At 45.5% G+C, this 16,850-nt stretch carries 13 protein-coding genes; 8 read left to right on the top strand and 5 right to left on the bottom strand.

The genetic code is table 11. The features are described 5' to 3' along the window. Positions 1 to 428: 428 nt before the first annotated feature. Positions 429 to 2,225 (bottom strand): ABC transporter ATP-binding protein, encoded by a 1,797-nt coding sequence (locus AC1S5B_RS15600; protein ID WP_482036627.1) that lies wholly within the window; start codon positions 2,223 to 2,225, stop codon positions 429 to 431. Between the two features lie 362 nt (positions 2,226 to 2,587). Between AC1S5B_RS15600 and AC1S5B_RS15605 the strand changes: the two genes are divergently transcribed. Next, the gene (locus AC1S5B_RS15605) at positions 2,588 to 4,033 is read left to right on the top strand and encodes a sensor histidine kinase (RefSeq protein WP_482036628.1); all 1,446 of its coding nucleotides are present in this window, start codon (positions 2,588 to 2,590) and stop codon (positions 4,031 to 4,033) included. Between the two features lie 64 nt (positions 4,034 to 4,097). Here AC1S5B_RS15605 and AC1S5B_RS15610 read toward each other — a convergent pair whose 3' ends face one another. After that, positions 4,098 to 4,487, bottom strand: a complete 390-nt coding sequence (locus AC1S5B_RS15610; protein ID WP_482036629.1) for a hypothetical protein — start codon at positions 4,485 to 4,487, stop codon at positions 4,098 to 4,100. Positions 4,488 to 4,859: 372 nt separating this feature from the next. Here AC1S5B_RS15610 and AC1S5B_RS15615 point away from each other — a divergent pair, with 372 nt between their 5' ends. From AC1S5B_RS15615 to AC1S5B_RS15625, 3 genes are all read left to right on the top strand, one after another. After that, positions 4,860 to 5,171: a hypothetical protein gene (locus tag AC1S5B_RS15615; protein WP_482036630.1), complete on the top strand. Its 312-nt coding sequence runs from the start codon at positions 4,860 to 4,862 to the stop codon at positions 5,169 to 5,171. A 286-nt stretch (positions 5,172 to 5,457) separates the two neighbouring features. Then, a complete protein-coding gene (locus AC1S5B_RS15620) occupies positions 5,458 to 5,823 on the top strand; it encodes a hypothetical protein (RefSeq protein ID WP_482036631.1) in 366 nt (121 codons plus the stop codon). A gap of 109 nt (positions 5,824 to 5,932) precedes the next feature. Further along, complete coding sequence (locus AC1S5B_RS15625; RefSeq protein WP_482036632.1) at positions 5,933 to 6,670, top strand: DUF4079 domain-containing protein; 738 nt, start codon at positions 5,933 to 5,935, stop codon at positions 6,668 to 6,670. A 124-nt stretch (positions 6,671 to 6,794) separates the two neighbouring features. Here the strand turns inward: AC1S5B_RS15625 and AC1S5B_RS15630 are convergent, their stop codons facing one another. Beyond that, positions 6,795 to 7,250 (bottom strand): hypothetical protein, encoded by a 456-nt coding sequence (locus tag AC1S5B_RS15630; RefSeq protein ID WP_482036633.1) that lies wholly within the window; start codon positions 7,248 to 7,250, stop codon positions 6,795 to 6,797. A gap of 427 nt (positions 7,251 to 7,677) precedes the next feature. Here AC1S5B_RS15630 and AC1S5B_RS15635 point away from each other — a divergent pair, with 427 nt between their 5' ends. After that, positions 7,678 to 9,984 carry a glycosyltransferase family 2 protein gene (locus AC1S5B_RS15635; protein WP_482036634.1) on the top strand — a complete coding sequence of 769 codons (2,307 nt, stop codon included), beginning with the start codon at positions 7,678 to 7,680 and terminating at the stop codon, positions 9,982 to 9,984. A gap of 23 nt (positions 9,985 to 10,007) precedes the next feature. Here AC1S5B_RS15635 and AC1S5B_RS15640 read toward each other — a convergent pair whose 3' ends face one another. Then, on the bottom strand, positions 10,008 to 10,523 hold the full coding sequence (locus tag AC1S5B_RS15640; protein ID WP_482036635.1) for a DUF2721 domain-containing protein: 516 nt from the start codon (positions 10,521 to 10,523) through the stop codon (positions 10,008 to 10,010). 464 nt (positions 10,524 to 10,987) lie between these two features. Between AC1S5B_RS15640 and AC1S5B_RS15645 the strand changes: the two genes are divergently transcribed. After that, complete coding sequence (locus tag AC1S5B_RS15645; protein ID WP_482036636.1) at positions 10,988 to 12,772, top strand: iron uptake porin; 1,785 nt, start codon at positions 10,988 to 10,990, stop codon at positions 12,770 to 12,772. A 598-nt stretch (positions 12,773 to 13,370) separates the two neighbouring features. Further along, complete coding sequence (gene rppA, locus AC1S5B_RS15650) at positions 13,371 to 14,072, top strand: two-component system response regulator RppA (RefSeq protein ID WP_482036637.1); 702 nt, start codon at positions 13,371 to 13,373, stop codon at positions 14,070 to 14,072. A gap of 39 nt (positions 14,073 to 14,111) precedes the next feature. On the opposite strand, the gene AC1S5B_RS15655 is transcribed toward rppA, so the two are convergent. Then, the gene (locus AC1S5B_RS15655; RefSeq protein WP_482036638.1) at positions 14,112 to 14,786 is read right to left on the bottom strand and encodes a response regulator transcription factor; all 675 of its coding nucleotides are present in this window, start codon (positions 14,784 to 14,786) and stop codon (positions 14,112 to 14,114) included. A gap of 333 nt (positions 14,787 to 15,119) precedes the next feature. Between AC1S5B_RS15655 and AC1S5B_RS15660 the strand changes: the two genes are divergently transcribed. Beyond that, positions 15,120 to 16,754 carry an ATP-binding protein gene (locus tag AC1S5B_RS15660; RefSeq protein WP_482036639.1) on the top strand — a complete coding sequence of 545 codons (1,635 nt, stop codon included), beginning with the start codon at positions 15,120 to 15,122 and terminating at the stop codon, positions 16,752 to 16,754. Positions 16,755 to 16,850 lie beyond the last annotated feature (96 nt).

Raw genomic sequence — 16,850 nt, forward strand, 5'->3', positions numbered from 1 at the left:
AGCAAGGATGACATGAAGCAATGAAATAAGAGCTTTTTCAGAAAACATAACGTGAAGTCCAACGTTATTAGACTTTGATTCTCTATCTTTATTACGATTAACTTGCATAATGCGTCTGTACTAAGTTTGACACCTTTAGATTAGTACAGGTAAACTATGATTGCATAGGCGGTTTTGAAAGAAGTCTGGAAATCAAACTTGCCTGAGCAACTCTACATGGTGATTCATCCCTTCTCTAGGATAACTTTGCAACGTAAGAGCTTAAGGGATCTAGCAACTTACTCTCCTGGAATTTTCTGTATAGCCTCTTATTTTGGCATTCATCCCCGAAATTGCCGGGGTAGTTCACTTTCTGGAATTATTACCCCAAAAATTTCAGTGTAATATCAGCGCGATCGCCTCGATATTGCCGACCCCTTGGTTGATGGCTAGAGACTCATCGCTGATTCCTCTGTTTTGCCTAGCTGGAGGGCGTAGAGGTTGGCATAAACGCCTTGTTGAGCGATGAGTTCGGCATGGGTGCCTCGTTCAACGATTTGTCCCTGCTGAATCACTAAGACTTGATTGGCTTGAATGACGGTACTGAGGCGATGGGCGATCACAAAACTGGTGCGATTTTCTAATAGACGGGCGATCGCAGCCTGCACCAACGCTTCTGTGCGAGTATCAATGCTGCTGGTTGCCTCATCTAAAATCAGGATGCGCGGATCGATCAATACCGCACGGGCAATACTAATCAACTGTCGCTGCCCTTGGCTCAGCGGCGCGCCCCGTTCTCCTAGTTGCGTCGTGTAGCCGTGAGATAGCGACGTGATGAATTCATGCACATTTGCCGCCTGTGCTGCTGCTTCGATCGCCGCTTGAGTTGCATGAGGTTGACCAAAGGCAATGTTTTCAGCCACCGTGCCGCTAAACAATAGATTATCTTGTAGGACAATCCCAATTTGTCGGCGGAGGCTGTTTTGAGTGACCGTGCGAACATCAACATCATCGATCGTCACCCTGCCGCCAGAAACATCATAGAAGCGCGGAATCAAATTGATGATCGTGCTTTTGCCTGCTCCAGTTGCTCCCACTAAGGCAATCATCTCTCCCGGTTTCGCATCCAGGCTGACTCCTTTCAAGACCAACTGATCGGCGGAGTAGCCAAAAGTGACATCCTCAAACCTCACCTCACCTCGCAGGGGCGGCATTTCCGTTGCGTCTGCTGCATCGGTAAGCTGGGCAGGTTCATCCAGCAGCAAAAAAATCCGCTCCAATCCGGCAAAGGCAGATTGCGCCTGGGTATAAAACTGGCTGAGAATTTGGATGGGGCGAAAGAACTGCTGCACATACAGTAAGAACGCTGTGACTACGCCCACCGTGGCGGCACCCGTAACCGCCAGATAGCCACCATAGGCAAGCACTCCAGCGGTTGCGAGGCTATTGAGAAAGTCGATCGAGGGCAGAAAGGCAGAAGTGATTGCCACCGCTTGCACATTGGCATCCCGATTGGCAGCATTCAACAGGCTGAACTCTTCAATATTCAGATCCACCCGATTGAATGCCTGAGCTTCTTTAACACTGCCAATGTCTTCTTCTAATCGGGCAGAGAGTTCACCGATGGTTTGGCGGGTGACGCGAAATCTGGCTCGTGCCCACCGTGCAAACAAGCCTGTAGTGAAAATCATCAGCGGCACGGCTAAGTTGCTAATCAAGCCAAGCTGTAGGTTAATCGCCAGCATGGCAATGACGATGCCAAGTAAGCTGAACAGGTTGCCTAGCATCTGCGCCACAGTTTGACCAAATGCCTGGTTGACCGTGCTGACATCGTTTAGCAATCGACTCATCAGGTCACCCGCTTCACTGCGATCGAAAAAGCTGAGAGGCAAACTTTGAATCTTGGCAAAAATATCCTGCCGCAGTTGGGCAAGCAACCGCTGCATAATCCAGCCGACGCGTAAAATCTGCCCCCGAATAGCAACAACGCCGACGAGGGAAATCAGGGCTAATCCGCTCAACAGCAGCAATAATCCCCGCAGATTTCCCTGAGCAATCAGATGATCAAGCGACCAACCCAGGAAAAAGGGACCCACCGCTTGAGTAGCGGCACCAATCAAAATCAGGGCAAGGGCGATCGGAATTTCTTTGCGGTAGGGCTGGAAGTATCGCAAGAATCGCCGCACGGTGGAGAGTTGCCGAGTTGCTTTTTGCTCGGATGCAACGACAGGGCTTGGAACTCTCATAGGGTCTCCTTTGGCTTCAATAGGCTAATGCAGGGACATCTGCACGAACGACTGCTTGAGTTCCCCAATTTTGGGAACGCTTTAACCCTATCATCATCCCTTCTAATGCAAATGATTCATGCAGCAACAGCATTTTCTCAGCAAAAACTAATCTTTTTTTTAGAGTCACATCATACTGCCGCAGCTAATTTTACTTAAAGTCTGCAAATAACAATGTGCGATCGCTGATTTCAAATTCTCCCCATCGTGAAGCAACACAGCGTTTTGAGAGGTAGCGTGTTCCTATGGGATTCTCTAATTGTTAGAATTCGTCCATCAGTTGGGTTTGATGTACATCAAGAAACTATGTTTGGATGCGGCTGATGCGCCAATGGTGGGAGACGATTGATCAAATTAAACAACGGCACCTTGATTCATCCTCGTTGCAGTTTCGCCTTACCGTTGAAATTGCTGCTTTGTCAGTGTTGTCTTTGGGTAGTGTTGCAATCTGGACTGGCTGGAAGATGCAACAGGTGTTGATTACGAGCCATACTCAGACGGTGGAATATATTGCAAATCGCTTTCCTCGTGATGTAGAACTCTACAGCGAGATGTTGCCGATTAAAGCCGGACTGGAAAAAACAATTAATAACGTAGCTGTGCCGCGTTTAGCGATTTGGGTGAAGAGCGTTGATGGCAAAGAGATTCTGGCGCAATCAACCGACGTAAAGTCATCATTTACCGCAACGGATGAGCTAATGGCGATCGCTGAAATGCCTCTCAAACCACAGGTCTATAAAGTGGGTAGTCGATATCTAATTTTGTACCAAAGTCCAGTCGCGATCAAGGGCAAGCCTCTGGGCAAAGTCTACATGGCGCAGGATATTACCGAGGAGCAACGTCGTTTAATCGCAATGCTTCAGGGTTTAGCCCTGGTTTGTATTCTAGTCACAATTTTGACGATGGGAGCGATCGCCCTGCGGATTCAGCGATCGCTCCAGCCGTTGCAGGATATGAATCAGATGGCAGGAGCAATCTCGGTAGAAGATTTGAGTAAAGCGAAACTGCAACTAAGCCATGCTCCCAGTGAAGTTAAGGAATTAGCACAAACTTTTAATAGGATGCTATCGCGGCTTGCCGATGCATGGGAGCAACAGCGGCAGTTTGCTAGCAATGTTTCCCATGAGTTACGCACACCATTAACAGTTGTTCTGGGCTATTTGCAGAGTCTCCTGCGGCGTAGTAGCAACTTGAATGCCTATCAAAAAGAGGCACTCGAAACCGCCGCTTCGGAAGCCGATCGCACCGTTCACTTGCTGCAAGATTTACTTGATCTAGCGCGGGCAGATAGTGGGTATACCCATTACCAGATGGAATTCGTGATACTCAATGATCTAGTTGTTGAAGTCGCAGGGATGGCGGAAAATTTTAGTGATCGATTGATTCAAGTTGAAGCAAAAGAAACGATTGCAGCAATCATAGACCGAGATCGCTTGAAACAGGTATTGATTAATTTGATTAATAACGCGGTAAAGTATTCTGATTTTGATCAACCCATTGATCTGATTCTGGAGCGAGTCGATCAGCAAGCTATCATTCAAGTGCGAGATCGCGGTGTAGGAATTCCGCTTCCGGATCAAAGCCGTGTTTTTGAGCGGTTCTATCGAGTAGATGAAGCTCGTGCCCGTGATACTGGAGGGCATGGATTAGGTCTAGCGATCGCAAAAACTCTGGTAGAAGGGATGGGTGGCACAATTACTGTGCGATCGAAACCAGGTGAGGGCAGCGTGTTTGCGATCGCCTTATCGATACAAGCTCAGAAAAACTGACAGTACAGCATTTTAATGAACTTTGAGGCAGTGCAATCCCATAGGATTGCACTGCCTCAAATATTTAATTGCCATGGAGACAGCGTTCAAGCGCGTCATAAAAACCAAAATCATCTGGAGTCAATCGACCCACAAAAACCGCGCAGTAAGCGGGATATACATCACTCTCACCTGAGCGAGGCGTATTCATTCCGTCCACCATTCTTTTAGGCGTAGCACTTTTAGGCAGTGCGAGAACGGTAGGTACATTGTTAAGGGGTGGCGAATTTGAATCACACCGGGCGATCGCGGTCAATTGTTGTCGAACCGCCCCTCCTGTTGTAGCTGAACTTGAACTGGATAAGCATGAGCGATCCGCTGCGTAAGCGCGAGAAGTAGTAGATGTAATCAATGCGATCGACGCAGAAGTCACACAAGCCAATGCAAAAGTTGTCGCATAAATGAGAGTTTTCATTAGAATTCTCCTTGAAGAGATGAGTGTGCTAATAAAACGTTTTTTGGGCAATCAGAAAAGCTCAAAAACTGTTGTAAATGAGTGCTTTTCTATATCTAGCTATTAGTCTGAGCCACACTTCTAAGCTATGCTTGATAGTAAGCTGAGAGGCTCCTTAAATTTGAAAAATCAAAGCTCCAGAAGTAAAAGAAGGTGTATCCCAAAAACAGTATTTTTATAAATCAAATAGTTTTCAAAAACTGCTCTTATCTATTTCTCAAATCAAATATAGATAAGCTCAAGATCCGTTGAGAAACTCAGGAAATACTCATCATTTTCCTAGGGTTTTCTCACTACTTCGCTAGCAAGTACTCAGCATCAAAGTGCATTCTAGTGATTAAGGAAATCAATTTACTTCATTCATCTAAAAGGAAAAACACCATGCAACGAATAATCGGTTTTGCTCTATTCACTCTAGTTGCTTCTACTTTGATTGCTCCTAGCGCTCATGCTGTTCGTCCAGAACTGCTCCCTGCTCCACAATTGAATCAAACCGTTGAGCGTATTCAAACTAGCCAACCTCAACCGAAAGCTGCCATTATGTCTATGCAAGCTAAGGAAATGAAAGCTGAAGAAAAAGAAGAATCTGACAATCCTTCTCCAGCATATTTTGATCAACTCTATCAAGATCAACATGGTCTGTAAGCCATTGAGACAACACTCAATCCAAAACGGGGCAGACTCGATAGTCTGCCCTATTTTTTGCAACTATCGACTGAACAGCAAGGCAGTCAAAGCCATCAAAGCTTTAACATTAAATCTGAGAAAATGCTGATTTTAAGCTGAGAGCTTTTTATGACTAAATTCAGGAGATTTCTGTTCTTATTTCAGATAGGCTTCAGTGCTTCCTGAGATGCTTTAACCAGTGAGCCAATTAGGTTCACCTGCAAAAACATTGTGCTGTTATTGAATATTTAGTCAGGAGTACCCCATGAAGTTAGCTTCTTTGCTTACCGGTATTGCAATGGTTGGATTAGTGACAGTGGGGGATATTTCATTAAAAGCAGTTCATCCTTCATTGATTCAAGTAGCAGCGGCGGCTGAAATGCCTACTGCTCAACAAAAAATTGCCCTCATCACCAAAAATAAAGGGCAAATTGGCGGTGGCGATCAACTCCGTCGATTTTTCTTCGGAGAGTTAGACCCAATCGGCATTCAGCCCGGTGGAGGTGGTCATGTGGTCAACTTATACAACAAAACGAACGATGTCACTTTTTCATACTGTTCACACTTTGATGTAGTGGTTGCCGTGAAGAAAGGCAAAGTGACTCAGTTCCTTGCCAGTGAAGTTAAGTAGGGCGCACGAGTCGAGACATCCAATTTGGAAGCTAGGAGTCAGAAGAACACTCTATTTCTTTCTCCTAGCTCTTTTTATCAAAATCACCCTGCTTGAAAAGAGGTCTTACATGGAATTTAGGGATGCTATCTTGCTGCTACACCCGATCGCCGCTGTAGTGATTGTGTTTCCTCTCATTGGTATTGTTGTCAATCGTGCGCTGCAAACTCGTCAACGTCGTTTGCAGACCGCTAGTGGAGAGAAAAGCAAAATTCCTCCCAGCGCAGGGCAGGAACACGTTCAATTAGGTCGTTGGTTAACGGGTGCAGTGGTTGGCATTGTTCTATTAGCATTGGCAAACGATGTATTTGGCAATATTGTAGACAACAAAGTATGGGAACAAAATCTATTTCAGGTCATACTGATTAGCACCATTTTTGGAGTAGCGATCGCCTCTCTAGCATTACTCTACCGGGCAAAGACTCGACTGTGGCGAGGAATATTTGCCACGCTTGCAGGTATGAGTCTGGTTATACTGGGCTGTCAAGATGGTGTCTATCGCAAAACCAATCAATGGTATGTTTCCCACTACTATTACGGCATCACTGCGGCACTATTGATGATCTTTTCTCTGGCAATCTTGAAAGAAATCTACCAAGATCGAACCAATCGCTGGCGTACCGTTCATATCGTTCTCAACTCAATCGCGCTGCTTATCTTCGTGGGTCAGGGTATTACTGGAACTCAATCATTACTAGAAGTTCCTCTCGCATGGCAAGAACCGTATGTTAATCAACTGTATGGGCAACAATGTGATAAGAAACCTTGCACGATTGAAGTATCACCTGTTCCGCAGACACCTCAATAAAATGAAAGAATCTGCCCGCAACATAACGAACGCTAGTGATATGGTCTGAAACTTGCAGCAGAGTCGGCTGTTTTCCGCTCCGAAGCGACTAGTCTTTTAAGCTCTCTGCTGCAAGTTTACCTGATTATCGGCGATCGGTGGCGCGCCCCCGGTAGGCAGCCATCATTGCCTTCATCTCAGCCATCATTGCCTTCATCTCAGTGAGCATGACCTGTTGCTGCTGTTGAACTTCTTTCACCGACGCTGTACTGGTTGTTCTAGGCAAAAGAGTATCTAGCTTTGTCCGACCAATCAACATCTCCATTTGTTCGGTTAAAATCTGTTGCTGCTTGTATAAATCGTTCATTGTTGCAGACTTTCCGGTTGGGATAGCAGTGAGCGCTTTCATCTCTGCCATCATCATTTTCATTTGTGCCATCATCGTCTGCATATCATCTGTAACCACTCGCAGTTCTCGAAACATTCGCTGGATGGTCGAGTCCTGCTGAGCAACCCTAAAAGCTGGTGTCTCAGCGTGAGCAGGCAGTGCAGCAGAGACAATCACCAGGCTAGACACAAGGCTATAGACAAGTTTTATCACTGGAAAAACTCCTTAAAATAGTTGTTGGGTTAAATAAATTCAGTCAATTGAAGACACGAATTACATCTAGTTAGAGGTAGATTAAAGTGAACTCAAATGGGCTGAATGAGAACAAGGTTAAAAACAAAGTAGAGCAATATAATGAGTCAGTGAGATGACGAAATATCTCATTAGGAAATCAGAAAAATACCGAGTCTGCATCTACTGATGAAGTAGCTTTTTAGAGAAATTCTTGTGAAATTAGTAACTCAATGAGTATCTGTTTTCGACTCAGCGATCGCGCTGCAATCTTTCAGTATAAGTTTAGGAGATTTTCAGCTTCTTCTCAGGTGCCTCTTACAAGCTTAAGCAAATGATTGAGCGATTGCTAGATCATCGATCATGAAATTCTTTAGCTTAAATGATTCTCCTGATATAGGACAAATGGATGGCTTCTTCTCAACTTGATCCAAAGATTTCTCCTAGATTGCTTTGGCAGAGATTTTCTCGTATTCAGCTTGCAACCCTGGTGATGGTTGGTGTTGTAGTAATAGCAGGTGTTGTTGTGACAGCCTGGTTTGCCGAACAGGGCACGATTAACCAAATCTTTCAACATTTGAATCAGTGGCAGGAGCATCCACCAATGTGGATCAAAGCGCCGATGATGGTGGGACAATACCTGCTGTTTTGGACTGTGGCACTGCTCTTAGTAGTATTGATCGTAATGCAGATATCGCCTCGCCCCCGCCCGTGGTCAAGAACCCTCGTAGTGAGTATTCTGGCTGTGCTAACCATTCGCTACTTGCTGTGGCGATCGCTCTCCACACTCAACCTCAGCACGCCATTGAATGGCATGTTTAGTCTAGGATTGTTCTTCCTAGAGTTAGTGTTGTTGATTGGCGGAATTATTCAACTTGTTTTGCTGCTGCGAGTGCGCGATCGCCGACCCGAAGCCGATCGCGTCGTGGTCGATGTGGTCAGCGGTGCTTTTACGCCCACCGTCGATATTATGATTCCTACCTATAATGAACCGCCCCTGATCCTACGGCGCACTATTATTGGCTGTCAGGCATTGGAGTATGACCCTAAAACAATTTATTTGCTGGACGACACGCGTAGACCTGAAATCGCCTCTCTCGCCGCAGAATTGGGCTGTGAATATATCACTCGCCTTGATAATCGACATGCCAAAGCCGGAAACTTGAATCATGCGATCGCGGGCACTCATGGAGAATTGATTGTGATCTTTGATGCCGACTTTGTGCCTACCAAGAACTTTCTCACCCGCACAGTCGGGTTCTTTCAAGAGGCTCAGGTTGCTCTGGTGCAAACGCCTCAGTCGTTTTATAACCCTGACCCGATCGCCCGTAATTTGGGGCTAGAACATATTCTCACGCCCGAAGAAGAAGTGTTTTATCGCCAAATTCAACCGATGCGAGACGCTGCGGGTGGGGTGATTTGCTCTGGTACTTCCTTTGTCGTACGCCGATCTGCCTTGATTGAAACGGGAGGCTTTGTCACGGAATCCCTCAGCGAGGATTTCTTCACTGGAATTCGGTTAACAGCACAAGGCTATCGCTTGGTTTATCTCAATGAAAAGTTGAGTGCAGGTTTGGCGGCTGAAAGTATTGCCGATCAAGCACTACAGCGAATTCGTTGGGCACAAGGAACCTTACAAGCATTTTTTGTCAAAGCCAATCCTCTGACCATTTCCGGTCTGCGACCCATTCAGCGCCTCGCCTATCTGGAAGGCTTACTGCACTGGTTTACCAGCATTTCTCGTGTGGGTTTTCTGCTGATGCCGCTGGCGTATGCCTTTTTGGGCGTGATTCCATTACGTGCTACAAGTGCAGACCTCTTGTATTTCTTTGTGCCCTACTACGTAGTAAACCTGAGCGTGTTTTCCTGGCTCAATCATCGATCGCGATCAGCATTGCTCTCCGATATCTATTCACTAGTTCTCTGTTTCCCCCTGGCATTGACCGTGATTAAAACAATGTTGAACCCCTTTGGTAAAGGATTCAACGTCACACCGAAAGGAACATCGAGCGATCGCTTTTCTTTCAACTGGCAATTAGCCTTGCCATTGATTATGGTATTTGTGGCAACGGCGTTTAGCCTGTGGACAAGCCTGGGAATCAGTTTGGCGATCGGTATGGGACAACCCAGTATGCCGCCTGCCATGGCTGAGAAGATGAAGGGGTTTGATTTGGGTTTGATTTGGAGTATCTATAACCTGATGACCATCGGCATCTCCCTGCTGGTGCTACTCGATGTTCCCCACCCTAGCCTATATGAATGGTTTGACCTACGGCGAACCGTGCGGTTGCAACTGGGTGAGCAACTGTTTTGGGGGACTACCACTGCCATCTCGGAGGTTGGCGCAGAGGTGGTTCTCACTCAAGCAGGATTTCCAATGATTCCTCAGCAAATGAATAGTAAAAACCTTTTGCCGGATGCAGAAACTCCAGTAGAGCTAGAAATTCTAGAATCAGGATTAGTGCTGCAAGGACAGGCAATCTGCACGGGTACTCAGGATGAATACCCCACCGTTCGAGTCCGGTTTGAATCCGTTAATCTCCCACAGCAACGATGTTTGGTTGAGATGTTGTTTTGCCGTCCGGGTCAATGGAAAAGCCGCTGTTCTCCAGGAGAATTACGATCGCTCTGGCTATTGTTCAGAATTCTACTCAGACCACGAGTAATTTTCGATCGCAATCCTGATATGAGCGTAGTGGCGGTATCCAAAGTCTAAAATGAGCAATCTTAAGCAATCGCCTAGTGTTGATGTCTGTGGTTGCGTCGTTTCGATTGACACAGTTCGCAAGCATGATGCACTTCAACCTGGAGCGATTGATGAGAGGTGCGAAGTTCATAGGAAACCAGCATAATGCTCCAAAACAGAATCCCAACTCCAATGAGGAAAATGATCAACACCACTTGAGATAACCAGTTAATCCCAGTGGCGATCGCGATCGCAATTGCAAACATATCGACTATCAACACGAGAATGGCGGTATAAACCCATCCCAAAACAGTATGCACAACATGATGACGATGAAACAAGTCTGGCAATACTAGATGTTCTAAGTCGTGAAGATGTCCGGCTTTAGGGAGGCTGTCGCTTAAATCGATTTCAGAAAGATTCAAAATCTCTTGATTCACTGAGCGCAGATGATTACTAATGATGCTGTAGTGAGAAATCAGACCATTTTGTAGTATGGCGCAAGCGGTAATCATTACAACAGGTGCAAGGATCAGACTGATCGCCTTAACAATTGTTTCACTGGTCATGAGGCGCTCTTTCAAAGAAATGCTTTGGATCTGCTGATTTTAGCGTGAAATGTAGTCTCAGCAAGAATTTCTAAGGAACTCCTCATATAGTTCACTACACCATATTCTCAATACAATCGACAGAATGCTATGGCGGCTATTTAGGAGATTTATTAGACCAAAATTTATATTTAATCACAAGCTTGATGTTAGCGCTGTTACTCTCTTTAAAACTGCACGACAAGCTATTTCGTTTTAATGCTTGCCGAAGTGATAATCGTGTATAAAAATGCTATTTTCAAGAATTTAAAGTGCTATAAGGTGGCATTCAAATCGACTTCTTTAGTTAGAGCTTAACCAAAGCTTAAATCTCCATCCAGAATTGTCATCGAAATGTCATTACATCCTGTCAGGCTAATGAAGTAGGAGATCTCAATGATTTTTTGATTGAGACTTGAATTCTTTTGCTGAGTGTGAGGATATCCATGAATTTAATCCTGAGAGATGTGACTTGCAGTGTTTCTGCATTTTTAGTGTTTGCTCTAGTGACTTCTGGTATTGCGTTTGCGGGTGAATCAGTAAAATCATCAACTAACTTGGCTGATCCAACCGAAGGGTTGAAGCGATCGCCCATTGCAGATAGCACCACAACACTACAACAAATTAACAACTATGGCTCTGAAGGTAAAAACGACTCATTGAGTCAAGTGACTTCTGTGTCTCAGCTAACGGATGTTCGACCGACGGATTGGGCATTCCAAGCGCTGCAATCGTTAGTCGAACGCTATGGTTGTATCGTAGGCTATCCCGACAAAACCTTTCGGGGAAATCGTGCTACAACTCGGTTTGAATTTGCGGCTGGTTTGAACGCCTGCCTCGATAAGATTCAAGAACTGATTGCCGCCGCAACCGCTGACTTCGTTAAAAAAGAAGATTTAGAAGTTGTTAAGCGACTGCAAGAAGAGTTTGCGGTTGAATTAGCAGCCTTGCGTGGTCGGGTTGAATCCCTCGAAGTTCGCACTGCTACCCTTGAAAAACAACAGTTCTCCGTTACTACCAAGCTCAATGGCGAGGTAATCTTTGGTGTCGCAGATACCTTTGGCGAAAGAGCATTTGTTACTGGAAACGGCGCTTTCTTGGGCGGAATTAGTCAAAACGGTAGTGCTACAACCCAGTCTGTGCGAGATGCTCGAGACGACAAGACTGAAACTATCTTTGGAAACAGAGTTCGTCTAAACTTCGATACTAGCTTCACGGGTAAAGATACGTTACGGACTCGCCTTCAAGCCAGAAACTTCACGCCCTTTTCTGGAGCCTTCACCGGTACAAATGAAACTCGCTTGGGATTTGACGGCAGCAACAACAACTCAGTTGAAATTGATGAGTTATACTACCGCTTTCCCTTGGGCAACAAGCTAACCATTCAGATCGATGCCAACTCCAATGAGTTTTATGACGGGATGGTTAGCCGTCTGTCACCCTTTGGCAGCAGCGGTGCGGGTGCCGTTTCTCGCTTTGGTCGATTCACCCCAAATCTGCGAAGTGCGAACAACGGCGCGGGCGGTAGCTTTCGGTATACCTTTAGCCCCAAGCTTCTGTTTGAGGGCGGCTTTATTTCTGACCAAACCTCTGGGAGTACGAGTGGAAGCAACGTTCCCAGTGAGAAGAATGGCTTATTCAATGGGGGCTTTTCCGCAATCGGGCAACTAGTTGTTCGTCCCGTTACCGGATTGGATATTGGATTGTTCTATGTTCGCTCCTATTTCCCAGGCAGCAACACTACCTTTGGTCAGCCTACCCCCAACATCACTGCCAGCACTGGTACGGGATACGCTGCCAACCCATTTAATGGCAATGCGACTGTCAGCGACACGGCTGCTGTTCAGGCGCAGTGGAGAGTAGCCCGTAAAATTGCAGTGGGTGGCTGGTATGGCTACACATGGGCTAACAACCAACGCTCGGATACAGAAGCTCAGATTCAAAACTGGGCAGCCTTTTTATCCTTCCCCGATTTGGGTGGCAGAGGCAACCTGGGTGGTCTTTTGTTTGGCATGTCACCTCGCGTGACGGATAACAACTTCCGTGGCGCACCTACTCAGGCTCGTCGATTGGATAGAGATCCACCATTTCACCTAGAAGGGTTCTATCGCTTCCGAGTGAATGACAATATTTCCATCACTCCTGGTGTGTTTGTGTTGTTTAATCCTGAAGGAAATCGCCGTAACGAAACCCAATATGTGGGTGTTATCCGCACCACTTTTACCTTCTAGATCTTTGTTAATGACCTTTAATTTGATTAGTGAATTGAAGGTCATTAACCTATTGATTAAGTTGAGAAAGTTGCATAATGCTAAATATATCTATTGATGAGGCGAGATCATTATTTCGCCTCATTTTATTTTTTAAATTGAATGAATTTAATTGTACTTTGACTGAAATTATCACTCTAATTTCATCGAGAGATTCTATTATTTCTATAGATGGTTAACAGACTACTTTTGGCACCTTAATAAGAAGTCAATGAAGCTTGAGAGAGAACATTGACTTCCTCACATCCAACGCTAAAAGAGTCTGTTGACTTTTTTATCCACAAGCTAACTAAGAATTAGTTTAACCTTACTTTGTTCTCATCACAATCTCATCTCAGTCTGTAAATCTATCAATAGGTTGACTAGAGAATGATTGAGCAGAAAAAATGTGATTATGTGGTTTTATAGAAACTTCAGATTTCTGGATAGCAAAGTATTTTTGTAGAGTATTAAACTCTAGATTTTGCTTGGATAACATTCATGGAATAGCATTTTGAACTCTCAAGATATTCTTCGAGGCATCATCTTGATAATATTTTTTGAGACACTGTGATTCATCGTGAAAATTCTTGTTGCAGAAGATGATTTGGACTGGGGAGCCTCAATCCATCGGAGCTTGAGTCGAGAAAAATATATTGTTGACTGGGTACAGGATGGACTAACCGCTTGGAATCATTTAGACAGTCAATATCCTCAATACACTTTGGCTATTTTGGGTTGGATGTTGCCTGGGTTGACTGGATTAGAGCTATGCAAACGACTACGATCGCAACAAAATTCATTGCCACTCTTAATTCTGACGGATAAAGAGCAGTGGGAAGATGGAGTTATAGGTCTAGATGCTGGGGCAGATGACTATTTGAGCAAACCATTTCGGCAGGAAGAACTGTTGGCACGATTGCGGGCACTCAGGCGGCGATCGCCACAGTTTCAGCCGCTCAAACTTCAGTTTGGTAGTTTAATTCTGGACTGTAATAATCGCATGATTTCTCGGCAGTTTGATACAGGTGAACCACCTACCATTCAATTGAGTAAAAAAGAGTTTCAATTGTTGGAATATCTGATTAAGCACCCAAAACTCGCAGTGACCCATGATCAACTGTTGAGCTATCTTTATGAAGTAGATGAGGAGCGAACCAGCAATGTAATTCCAGCGCAAATTCGCAGACTGCGACGCAAACTTTTGGTATTAGGCTATAAAGATATGATTCAAACTATCCCTGGAAGTAGTTATAAACTGAATCCAAACTACACAGATTAGTCCTTTATGAATCCCAGTTCAAGATAATTAAGCTGCCAACTATTCTCGTAGTGCATACCCAACGCCCCGAATGGTATGAATTAACCGCTTTTCGCCCTTCTCTTCTAACTTCAACCGGAGATAGCGAATGTAAACCTCAATAATGTTTGAATCACCCATAAAGTCATATCCCCAAACCTTTTCTAAAATTTGGTCGCGGGTAAATACTTGACGGGGGTTGCTAAGCAAATATTCCAGCAAGTCAAATTCTTTTGCAGTTAAGTCTGCCGCCCGTTGCCCTCGATGTACCTCACGAGTGCGGCGATTTAAGACCAAGTCTTCAAACTGCAATACATCTTCGTCCGTTTCCTGAGTGCGGCGTAAATGAGCGCGAATTCTGGCTAATAGTTCCTCAATGCTGAAGGGTTTAACGACATAATCATCGGCTCCCGCATCTAGACCTGCAACGCGATCGCCCACATCATCTCGTGCCGTCAACAAAATAACGGGGACTTTGCTGCCCGTTGCCCTCAGCCGACGACAGAGTTCTACGCCAGTCAAACCGGGTAGCATCCAATCTAAAATCACCAGATCTGGCTCAGATTCTCGCGCCAAAGATAACCCCGACATGCCATCATGCGCCACGCTAACCTGATAGCCTTCACACCCCAACTCCAATTCAATAAACCGAGCCAGCTTGACTTCATCTTCTACCAGTAGGATACGCGCGGTCATCGTTTAGCTCCTGAGCAGAATTCTATGCGATCGAAAATCTTACGAACATTTAGGATTACGGCAAAAAACATACGACTCATTCAGTTGATCTATTCGTAGTGTGTCGCTGAAACTCCTGTTATCGCTGAGAGCAAGATTAAAAGCTGCTGAGGAAACCAAATCTAGATCGTCACACAGGGTAAATCGGCAAATTTTCAAAAATTGCCTGCGCTCATACTATTTCAGTCCTAAGATTTCAGTCGTAAGAAGTATACTTTCTAGAGACTTAAGCGTTTGACAATAAAAGTTTTAGCCCACAAATTGTTAAGTATTTAACTTAGTCAGCAGAAAGCAGTGACAGTACCCTCAAAGCACCCACAGCAGTCTGTATTAGAAGTCCTCTCCTCCCTGAGCTATCGCACAGGGGAACTGAGCAGCTATCTGCACGAAGTTGCCCAAGGAGTCAGTGAACTGATGCAACTGGATTGGTCGGTGGTCACCTTCTGTAAAGATGACTCTGAGCGTATTTTGGCAAGTACGGTTGATTTGGGAGAGGCAGCCGACGAGATCTATGCTTTACACGGGAGCCTAACGGGCACTGTAGTTAATACAGGCAAGCCTTTGGTGGTGGAAGATGCCACAGCCTGTACAGACTATGGCACTGCGCCAGAAGGATATCGAGCGTATTTGGGAGTTCCCCTGCGGACTCCTGCGGGTGAAGTAATTGGCACTGTTTGTTCGTTTCAGCATCAGCCGCGCCGCTTCACTGAGGCAGAAGTGCAACTGGCACAATTGTTTGCGGAACGGGCTGCAACGGCGATCGACAATTACCATCTCTATCAGCAACAGCAGCAAGTGAATCAACAGCTTGAGGCAGAGATTAAAGAACGCCAGCAAGCCCAAAGTGCCCTGCAAGAGAGTGAAGAAAAGTTTCGTCAGCTTGCTGAGAATATTGAGCAAGTTTTTTGGATACGCCAGCCCGATGGTCAGGTTCTGTATCTCAGCCCCGCTTTTGAACAGGTGTGGGGGCAACCTTGCCAGCAGTGGTTGCACGATCGCAGCCTGTGGGTAGCTTCCATTCACCCCGACGATCGCGCCCGAATGTTAGAAGCAGGAGAACAGCTTGGTCAAGGAAAAGTGGATGAAGAATATCGGATTATTCGAGCCGACGGGTCTATCAGGCTGATTCGAGATCAGTCGTTTCCGGTGCGCGATGGTTCAGGGAATATCTACCGCATTGCTGGAATTGCCGAGGACATTACCGAACGTAGACACGCCGAGCAGGAAATGGGAAAAGCGATCGCGGCATTGGCAGAAGTGGGCGAGTTAGCCGCCATGATTGTGCATGAAGTTCGCAATCCTCTCACTACGGTGCTGATGGGATTAAATGCCATCCAATCAATAGATTTACCAGAAGCCGTTCAAGAACGTCTTAACTTATCTCTCGAAGAAGCAGAACGTATTCGGAATCTGCTGAAGGAAATTTTACTCTACGCAAAACCGCAAGTGCTTCAGCCTTCTGAGTTAGAAATCAATGCATTCATTTGCGATGCCTTGGAGAGCATTCGCATGATGCCTGCCATCAGTCAGAAAATTGACTTTGTGCCAGCGCCCTATCCCGTCACGGTTTTAGCCGACAAAGATAAGCTAAAGCAGGTATTTATCAATTTAGTAGACAACGCCTGTCAAGCACTTTCTATTGAAAGCAGTGCGAATACAGATGCGAAAATCACTTGGACTGTAGAACCTGATTTAACCACTCATTCGGTCTACATTCGGATACACAACGGCGGAAATCCGATTCCTCCAGAAACTCTGCCAAAGCTGATGAAACCCTTTTTTACCACAAAGTCTTGTGGAACTGGATTGGGGCTGGCAATTGTGAAACGCATTATAGATGCTCATTGTGGAGAACTGATGATCACCTCCAATGCGGCTGAAGGAACCCAAGTCAGCATCAAATTTGCGATCGCAGAGGCGTTGTCTTAGCACTACTAATGCGATCGCTTCAAGTCGAAGACTAATCACCCCTATAAAAGTGCGAATCCCTATCTCTATGGGTCAATTCAATCTATTGGGGCAATA

It is taken from the genome of Leptolyngbya sp. CALU 1928, from assembly GCF_056784215.1.

Coding starts and splice junctions, on each gene's coding strand:
- AC1S5B_RS15625 (WP_482036632.1), top strand. CDS start 5,933: ATGGAATTTAGGGATGCTATCTTGCTGCTACACCCGATCGCCGCTGTA.
- AC1S5B_RS15620 (WP_482036631.1), top strand. CDS start 5,458: ATGAAGTTAGCTTCTTTGCTTACCGGTATTGCAATGGTTGGATTAGTG.
- AC1S5B_RS15600 (WP_482036627.1), bottom strand. CDS start 2,225: ATGAGAGTTCCAAGCCCTGTCGTTGCATCCGAGCAAAAAGCAACTCGG.
- AC1S5B_RS15635 (WP_482036634.1), top strand. CDS start 7,678: ATGGCTTCTTCTCAACTTGATCCAAAGATTTCTCCTAGATTGCTTTGG.
- AC1S5B_RS15640 (WP_482036635.1), bottom strand. CDS start 10,523: ATGACCAGTGAAACAATTGTTAAGGCGATCAGTCTGATCCTTGCACCT.
- AC1S5B_RS15610 (WP_482036629.1), bottom strand. CDS start 4,487: ATGAAAACTCTCATTTATGCGACAACTTTTGCATTGGCTTGTGTGACT.
- AC1S5B_RS15605 (WP_482036628.1), top strand. CDS start 2,588: ATGCGCCAATGGTGGGAGACGATTGATCAAATTAAACAACGGCACCTT.
- AC1S5B_RS15645 (WP_482036636.1), top strand. CDS start 10,988: ATGAATTTAATCCTGAGAGATGTGACTTGCAGTGTTTCTGCATTTTTA.
- AC1S5B_RS15655 (WP_482036638.1), bottom strand. CDS start 14,786: ATGACCGCGCGTATCCTACTGGTAGAAGATGAAGTCAAGCTGGCTCGG.